General features: G+C 64.4%; 5 protein-coding genes. 1 reads left to right on the forward strand and 4 read right to left on the reverse strand.

From position 1 onward, the window contains the following. Positions 1-32 precede the first annotated feature (32 nt). From HCC78_RS18895 to HCC78_RS18910, 4 genes are read right to left on the reverse strand one after another with little or no spacing between them, the layout of a single operon-like run. Complete coding sequence (locus HCC78_RS18895) at positions 33-1,346, reverse strand: EH signature domain-containing protein (protein ID WP_172330349.1); 1,314 nt, start codon at positions 1,344-1,346, stop codon at positions 33-35. Then, entirely contained in the window at positions 1,343-2,338 is a 996-nt protein-coding gene (locus HCC78_RS18900) for an OmpA family protein (RefSeq protein ID WP_138473148.1), read from the reverse strand. The genes HCC78_RS18895 and HCC78_RS18900 overlap by 4 nt, the downstream gene beginning before the upstream one ends. Continuing rightward, positions 2,338-4,401 carry a hypothetical protein gene (locus tag HCC78_RS18905; RefSeq protein WP_138473150.1) on the reverse strand — a complete coding sequence of 688 codons (2,064 nt, stop codon included), beginning with the start codon at positions 4,399-4,401 and terminating at the stop codon, positions 2,338-2,340. The genes HCC78_RS18900 and HCC78_RS18905 overlap by 1 nt, the downstream gene beginning before the upstream one ends. Then, entirely contained in the window at positions 4,398-5,561 is a 1,164-nt protein-coding gene (locus HCC78_RS18910; protein ID WP_138473151.1) for a Fic family protein, read from the reverse strand. The genes HCC78_RS18905 and HCC78_RS18910 overlap by 4 nt, the downstream gene beginning before the upstream one ends. A gap of 248 nt (positions 5,562-5,809) precedes the next feature. Between HCC78_RS18910 and HCC78_RS18915 the strand changes: the two genes are divergently transcribed. After that, on the forward strand, positions 5,810-7,386 hold a 1,577-nt coding region (locus HCC78_RS18915; RefSeq protein WP_172330350.1), incomplete at its 3' end, for a DUF262 domain-containing protein.

Consider the following 7,386-nt stretch of genomic DNA (forward strand, 5'->3'; position numbering starts at 1 on the left):
CATGGTCGCCGATCTCGTGGACAAGGCTGGCATCAGACATTTTGCAGAACCCATTGAGACCAAACAGGAATTGAATTGTGCGGCTTTGACCGGGGCGAGCGGCGCATGATCTGATCGCAACGGTACTCGGACTGGTAGAGTTTCGGCGCATCAATGGAATTTGCGTCGAAAATGTGTGTCCGGTAGCTGTGGCACCCGTCCACGACGATCTTGCCGCCGATGCGCATCACGAGCAGCGACGTGCTCCCGCCCCGGTCGAGCTGTCGGCCGAAGCGACGGCTCAGGATTGCATCGTTGGAACCCGCCAGAAGTTCGCGGGCATAGCGCCTGGCCGCCCCGCCGAAGGCGACCCACGCCTCGTCGATGCGGCCCTCCTCGTAGAGGTCCAGCCAGAAATCCCGCCGCGGCGGCCACATGTGGCTGTCCTGGGTGGCATCCACCATGTCGCAGAAGAACTTCATGTCCTGCTTGGTCAGCCAGCGCAGCAATATCGACCGCAGCTCGGGATCGAACCCTGACCAGATGCCGCCGCGGTGCAGCCGCGGATCGTTGTAGGCGCGGATGATGCGCTCGCTCAGATCGTGCCGCACGTCGTCCGGCGGCATCTCGGTCCGCCAGGCCGCAAGGAGCGCTTCGACCGCCCTCGCCGCGCCGGTTTCCAGCGCGTTGCCATGCTCCGGGATCAGCCAGCGCAGAAGCTGCTCGCGCGCATCGGCACGCCTGAGCGACGGGGCAAGCTCCTTGACGAAAATGTCGTGTGCGGCGCAACACAGGCCGGAGGCATGCGGCGTCCTCAGACCGAGCTCCTTCAGCGCCTCGTAGGGATCCGGGCTCTGCCGCATCAGCTCCGCCAGCTCCTTCGGGGCGAGCTGCGGCGAGAAGATCCGCGGCAGCCTGATGACAAGCTCGCGGATCCGCGCGCCGAGGGCGGAGGCGCGTTTCGCCAGCATTTCCGCCAGGCGGTGCGTATGCACGGCCCCTGCGCGGAACGTGTCCGCATAGACCCGGACCATCGCATCCAGGAACGTCGTCGATGTCGATGCCGCGATCTCGTCGAGGTAGAACTCGCGGACCTTGGCGAGGTCGTCCCTTTCGCACCTCTCGGCATCGAAAACGGCGAACGCCGCGGCCGTGATGCGGGAGGTCTTGACGCTGCTCCAGTCCCAGCGAAGCACGCGGCGCAACATTTCCTTGGCGAGCTTTTCGCGGTCGCGCTCCTCCGGCTGCGAAACGACATCGGGCCAGCGGTCGAGCACGCGCTTCACGCCGCGGTCCAGCAGCTCCAGGGACGGCAGCACGCGCACATTGAGGCTCGGAGGCCGCCCCAATGCGTCGCGGGCCTTCATTCGGCGGTCCCCAGCGATGTTTCCAGCGCAGCCCGGATCGCGGCGATGCCGTCGGTGTCCTGCGGGGTGACCATGATGAACCGCAAGTCGATCCGCCGGTTCGTCGCGCGCCCCTCCTCCGTTCCGTTCGCCGCCACCGGCCGGTCCGGCCCGTAGGCTGCAACTGAGAGAACCGGCTGCAGCTTGAGATTGAGCTGCTCCATCAGCAACGGCGCCGCTCCGGTCATTGCAAAGAAGGTGCTGTTGGCCCGGGCCGTCGACAGGTTTCGGTTGAGCCTGTCCGTCCCGACATTGTCCGTGTGGCCCTCGATCTGCACGGCTTCGATCATGACGAAGCCCGGATTGCAGTCCTCGGCGAATTTCGATCTCGGTCCCAGGGTGAAACACGGCAGAACCTCGTCGAGACGCTGCGCCAGCCGCGCCACGATGTCCTCCTTGGCGGGCGTCAGGTTGGAGCGCCCCGACGCGAAGAGCCCCTCCCCCTGGAACCGGAGCGCATCGCTCTCTTCGCTGAGCTCGACCTGGAGATCGGGGAAATCCTTGCGTATCGCGTCGCGCAGCCGGACCAGAACCTCCCTGCGCGTCTGCGTCACACGGGAGAGATAGGCCTCGAGAGGATCGACCTTGCGAAGCTCCGCCAGCTCCGCCTTCAGCTCCCGGATCTGTTTCTCCAGTTCCTCGATCCGAACCTTCGCCGCCTGCAGACTGGTCCGGGCCTGCTCGAGATCGTTCTCGGTCTGCTGCAGCTGCAGCTGCAGTTGCGCGAGAAGCACCTCCAGTACGGCAACCCGCTTGAACGCGACATCGCGGTCACGCACAACCCGTTCATGCGTTTCGAGAGGCACGGTCTCTGTCTGATCCAGGGCTTGGCTGACGAAGAAGGCCAAGAGGATCATGATGATAAAGAGGAAACCGACGGTCATGTCGGTCATCGAGACGAAGGCGCTCTCCTCGTCCTCGTCCTGCAACCTCCGCCGGAGCTGGCCCCGCATCAGAGCCTCCGCTGCGACGGGATGAAGTTTTCAGCCTGCTCGACGACGCCTTTCAGCGTGTCGATGCCCGGCGCCAGCGTGTCGCGCATGCGCGTGACATGGTCCTGAGCCGTGCCGAGCGCGGAATCGAGCTGGGCATTGTAGTCGCGCAGCGCTCGTCCGAGCATCTCGTCGATCCGGTCCAGCTGTTCCGCCTGCCCGGTCAGTGTCGAGAGAGCGGCCCGGATGGATCCGAGCGCCGCCTGGATGCCTTCCCGCTCGGTGCCGAGCGCCGATTGCGCCGTCTCGAGCACATGCTGCGCGTTCTCGGCGATCATCGCGGAGTTCTGCGTTAGCGTCGCAGACACCGTCTCGACATTGGCCTCCAGACGGCGGAGGCTCGTTTCGATCCGCTCGTGCGACGCCCGGAGGGGCTCGCTCGCCGCACGCATGTCGCGGCTGGCCGCGCCGAAGGCCGTGCTCGCCCCCGTGATGGCATTCGCGCCGTCCTTCATGCCCGTCGCAGCCGATTTCGCGCTCTCCGCCCCGTCCGCCAGGGCCAGCGCGATATCCTGCAGGCCCGTGCCGACAGACTGGATCCGGCCCATCAGATCGTCGCCGATCGCGCCGCCCATTTCGGCCCCGAGCCGCGCAATATTCGTTCCGACGGCTTCGAAGGAGTCGAGAAGAGACTTGCCCGCACCCTCGATCGCGCTGCCGGCTTCCTGCGTGCTGGCCGCCATCCTGGCCTGAAGCGCCGCCGCCCCTTCCGCTCCGGCGGCATCAAGCTGCTCGCGGAAGCCTTCCGCCGCTTGCCGCAAGTCGGCGGCCGCCGTTCCCATGGCCTCGGCCCCGCGCGCCGTGTTCTCGCGTATGCCGCCCAGCGTCTCGTTCATCACGGCGAGCATCTGCTCGGCGCCGGCCGTCATGCTGTCGGCCGCCGCCCGGCCGCTGGACGCAATTTCGGTGCGCATTTCCGCCAGCGACCCGGCAAGCTGCGACAGCGCCGTCTGAAGGCCTTCCCCGGCTTGTGCATTCGACGCATTCATGCGATCGACCATCAGGCCGATCCGGTCGGTCGCCTCGCCCAGCGACACGCTGGCCTGCGTCAGGGCATTCCCGACCGAATGGCTGAGCTGCGAGGACAGATCGCCCACAAGGCCCTCCATGTTCGACGATCCCATGGCGCCGACCTTGTCGAAGATCGGTTCCATGCGCTCGGTGATCGCCGTCGTGATGCGATCCGGCATCACCTCGAGCGGCTGCCGGAGTTCAGCCACCATTTCCAGCCCGATCTGACGCAGATGTTCGCGCTGCTCGTCCGCGGCCCGCAGCTGTCGGAATGCGAGATCCTCGAGGCTGACAAAGCTCAGGCGGCGCTCGATCGCCACGCAGAGCCCCTGGAGGTCGTGTGCGACCCGATCCGAACGCACGCGCAGGAAGATGTTGAACAGGATGGAGCAGACGAGCCCGGCCAGCGACATGATGAATTTGGCCGAGGCGATCTGCATGAAGTCCTGCATCGCCAGATCCATCGAACCCCCTCCGGGACCGGAAATCTGGCCGGAAAATCCATGAAGCGCCGCCACCAGCCCGAGGAAGGTCATCAGCAGGCCGAGCGACACGAAGAGGTTCGGCAGGATCCGGAACCAGCCGGGGCCGTAGCCAAGGTCCTCGACATTCATGAAGACGGCGGGGCGGATGGAATTGCGCAGGGAGACATTGCCGTCCAGATCGTCGGCAACGACCGTTTCCGAAAACTCCTGCCAGGCATCGCGGAGCGACGCACGGGCCCGAGACGCGTCCGGGATTTCCCCGACCTTGGCCTGGAACACCTCGTAGTTCTCGCTGAACGCTTCCTCGTCTCGGTATTCGGCCAGGAGCTTGCGCATCTGGCGGATCGCCCGGCGCTGTCTGCCCGTCTTCCAGAAAAACCAGACGCTGAAGACCAGCAGCATGAAGCCGAGACCCGCGGCCACCACGCCCGGGGCGCTTTGCGTCTTGGTCAGGGTCTCGGCGATGGCGATGATGCCGTCGACAATGGAAGAACCTGCAGAGCCGAGAATTTCGAGCAGCTCGTTCATTGGAAACTCGTTTTTTCAAACAGCAACTTGAAACCCTTCCTGGTCTTCCCGCCCCGCCCGGGCACCGCGAGGCTGTAGCCCGTGCTGCGCCCGCCGCCCTCGTCCCTGCGCAGCACGCCGAGTTTGACCAGCTCGGTGATGTCCCTCAGCGCCGTGTCGGTGGAGACCTTCGTCAGCTTCGCCCATTTTCCGGAGGTCAGCTTGCCCTCGAACCCGTCGAGCAGCCGGTTGATGACCGCGCGCTGGCGGTCGTTCAGCGGATGCTGCCGCAGATGGTCCCAGACCCTGGCCTTGGCCAGCACCTGGCCCAGCATGTCCTCGGCGCCGAGGATCGCCCGGTCGAGGCAGCCGAGAAACCAGGCGAGCCAGCCGGTGACGTCGAGGCCGCCCTTCTGCGTGAGTTCGAGCATGCCGTAATAGTCCTCCCGCTCCAGGCGGATCTGGGCGGACATGCTGTAGAAGCGCTGCGGGCTTGCTTCGGAGCGGGCGAGCGCCATGTCGGCGATCGCGCGGGCAATGCGGCCATTGCCGTCCTCGAAAGGGTGGATGGTCACGAACCACAGATGCGCCTGCGCCGCGCGCAGGACCGGATCGGTCTGGTCGGGCCGCTCGAACCAGTCGAGGAACGCCGCCATCTCGGCGGGAACGCGGGACGCATCCGGCGCTTCGAAATGCACCCTCTCGCGGCCGTAGGAGCCGGAAACGACCTGCATCGGCCCGGCGCTTCCATCGCGCCATGCACCGGTGACGATCCGGGCCAAGCCGCTGCGGCCAGTCGGGAAAAGCGCGGCCTGCCAGCCGAACAGCCTCTCCTCTGTCAGCGGTGCCGCCGCGTTGCGGGTGGCATCGAGCATCATCTCGACCACGCCATCGACATGCCGATCCGAGGGGGCCAGCGCGCCGATTTCCAGCCCGAGCCGCCTGGCGATGGAGGAGCGCACGGCATCTCGGCCGAGAATTTCGCCCTCGATCTCGCTCGACTTGACGACATCCTCAGTCAAGGTGCGCAGCAGCGCCTCGCCCTGCAGTTCGAAACCGAGGGTTTCCATGCGGCCGAACAGGCGCCCCTGCCGGTGCCGGACCTGGGCGAGCTGGCCGGAGATCTCTTCCGCCGACCAGATAAACCGGGGCCAGTCTTCGCGCTGATGGATGTAGATCATGAATGCCGCACCATTTGCGGCGAATATGCTCGCCATTGCCGCGCAGATCAAGGCAATCGCCGCATAACATGCGGCGAAAAATGGTTCCATTCCCCGCATTCGATGCCCCGCCGCTATCTCCGGCTATTCTCTATCGGATATGGAAGAGTTCGGTGCGCGTAGCGCCCGTTAGTTCTGCCGCACTTGCATCTCGCCTCGCCCCAACGCATTCCGTTCACATTGAAAGCGGAAATGGCTTTGGGGCAGGCATGACAGTTGAAAGTCTACGCAGCGAAATACCGGACGCCAAACTGGCAACCTTTCCCGAACTCTTCGGGAAGTCCCGGCGGCTGTTCATTCCCGACTACCAGCGGCCCTACGACTGGGGCGAAGGGCAGCGGGCCGACCTTCTCGGCGACATCGACAAGCTGGAGCGCCTGACCGACGGCAATCCGGACGCCGTACATTTCTGCGGCACCGTCATCTGCACGCCTGACGCCCGGCGGCAGGATGCATTTGCCGTCGTGGATGGCCAGCAACGCCTCACAACGCTGGCGCTTCTGCATGCGGAACTGTCCCGCAAATCTGGGCGAAGCACGTTCCTCAGCAGGCCCGGTTCCGTCCGGTTCAGGCCCCAGTCCCAAGATGAAGACACGTTTTCCGCCATTCTCGGCGGCAGCCCCCCCGGCGAGATCAAGACCTTGGCCCAAGCCAATTACATGGCAGCGGAAAAGCAGATCCAAGGATGGATTGACCGCAACGCATCCAGTCCCGAGCATCTGCTCGCGCTCCTGGAAGAGCGCCTCAAATTCATCCTTTTCGTCCTTCGCGACGAGAACGAGGTCGCCAAGGTCTTCGAGACCATCAACAACCGCGGCAAGCCGCTGACGCAGATGGATCTGGTCAAGAACCACCTGATCTATGTCGCGGCAGTCAACCACTGGGACACGCCGAACGTCAACGAGGTCTGGCGCGAGATCCAGCAACTGGCAGCCGGCACTCGGTTCTCCGACACGGATGCAGACACGGTTCTGCGAGCAACCGTAGCGGCCCAGTTCAAACCCGGCCGCCGACAGGCGGGCGAGACGGATTTCAGGATCGTTGCACGCGAGTTGCCCGACGATGGCACCGACTACGAGACGTTCCGGACTTTCGTCGACTTCCTGAAAGCCAATTTCAGGACCTACCAGACCTTGCGCAACGCGCGCAGTACGGACCCAGCAAATCCGACCTTGCGGGCAATGACGCATCTCAATCACCATGACAGCATCACCGGGGTCCTGCCGCTGATCTTTGCCCGCCAGTTCCGCCGGCAGGACGACCGCTCGGATGCCCCTGTGCTGGCCGCGATCGAAAAAGCCAATTTCCGGCTCTACGGGCTGCCCAATCTGGCGACGCGGTCGGACAGCTACAATGTCAGGCTCCACAACCTTGCCCATAACTATTTCAAGGGAGCTAAATGCGAGGAGACCTTGGTAGAGGATCTGACGGAGCTCGTCTCGAAGGAACAGATGGACGGGCTGAGCGCCATCGTGAAGTCCCTCACGCTGAACGACGATGAAAATTACGATTTCTACACCTGGCCATGGCGGCGCTATTTCCTAGCGCGCTTCGAAGAGTCCCTGCTCGACCGCCAGAGCTTCGATTTCGGCAAGCTGCTGACACAATACGGGAAGTCCGGCCGCACCAACGACTATCTTTCGGTGGAGCACATCTGGCCGCAGAAGCCGAAGGATACGAAAGACCGCATTGTCTTGGAATACAGGGACGGCCAGCAGATCCGGCGGCTCGGAAACTTGATGCTGCTGCCCCACGGTCTCAACATCACCTTGAGCAACAACACCCC

The organism is Mangrovicoccus sp. HB161399 (genome assembly GCF_013184745.1).
GTDB lineage: Bacteria > Pseudomonadota > Alphaproteobacteria > Rhodobacterales > Rhodobacteraceae > Mangrovicoccus.

Coding starts and splice junctions, on each gene's coding strand:
- HCC78_RS18895 (WP_172330349.1), bottom strand. CDS start 1,346: ATGAAGGCCCGCGACGCATTGGGGCGGCCTCCGAGCCTCAATGTGCGC.
- HCC78_RS18905 (WP_138473150.1), bottom strand. CDS start 4,401: ATGAACGAGCTGCTCGAAATTCTCGGCTCTGCAGGTTCTTCCATTGTC.
- HCC78_RS18900 (WP_138473148.1), bottom strand. CDS start 2,338: ATGCGGGGCCAGCTCCGGCGGAGGTTGCAGGACGAGGACGAGGAGAGC.
- HCC78_RS18910 (WP_138473151.1), bottom strand. CDS start 5,561: ATGATCTACATCCATCAGCGCGAAGACTGGCCCCGGTTTATCTGGTCG.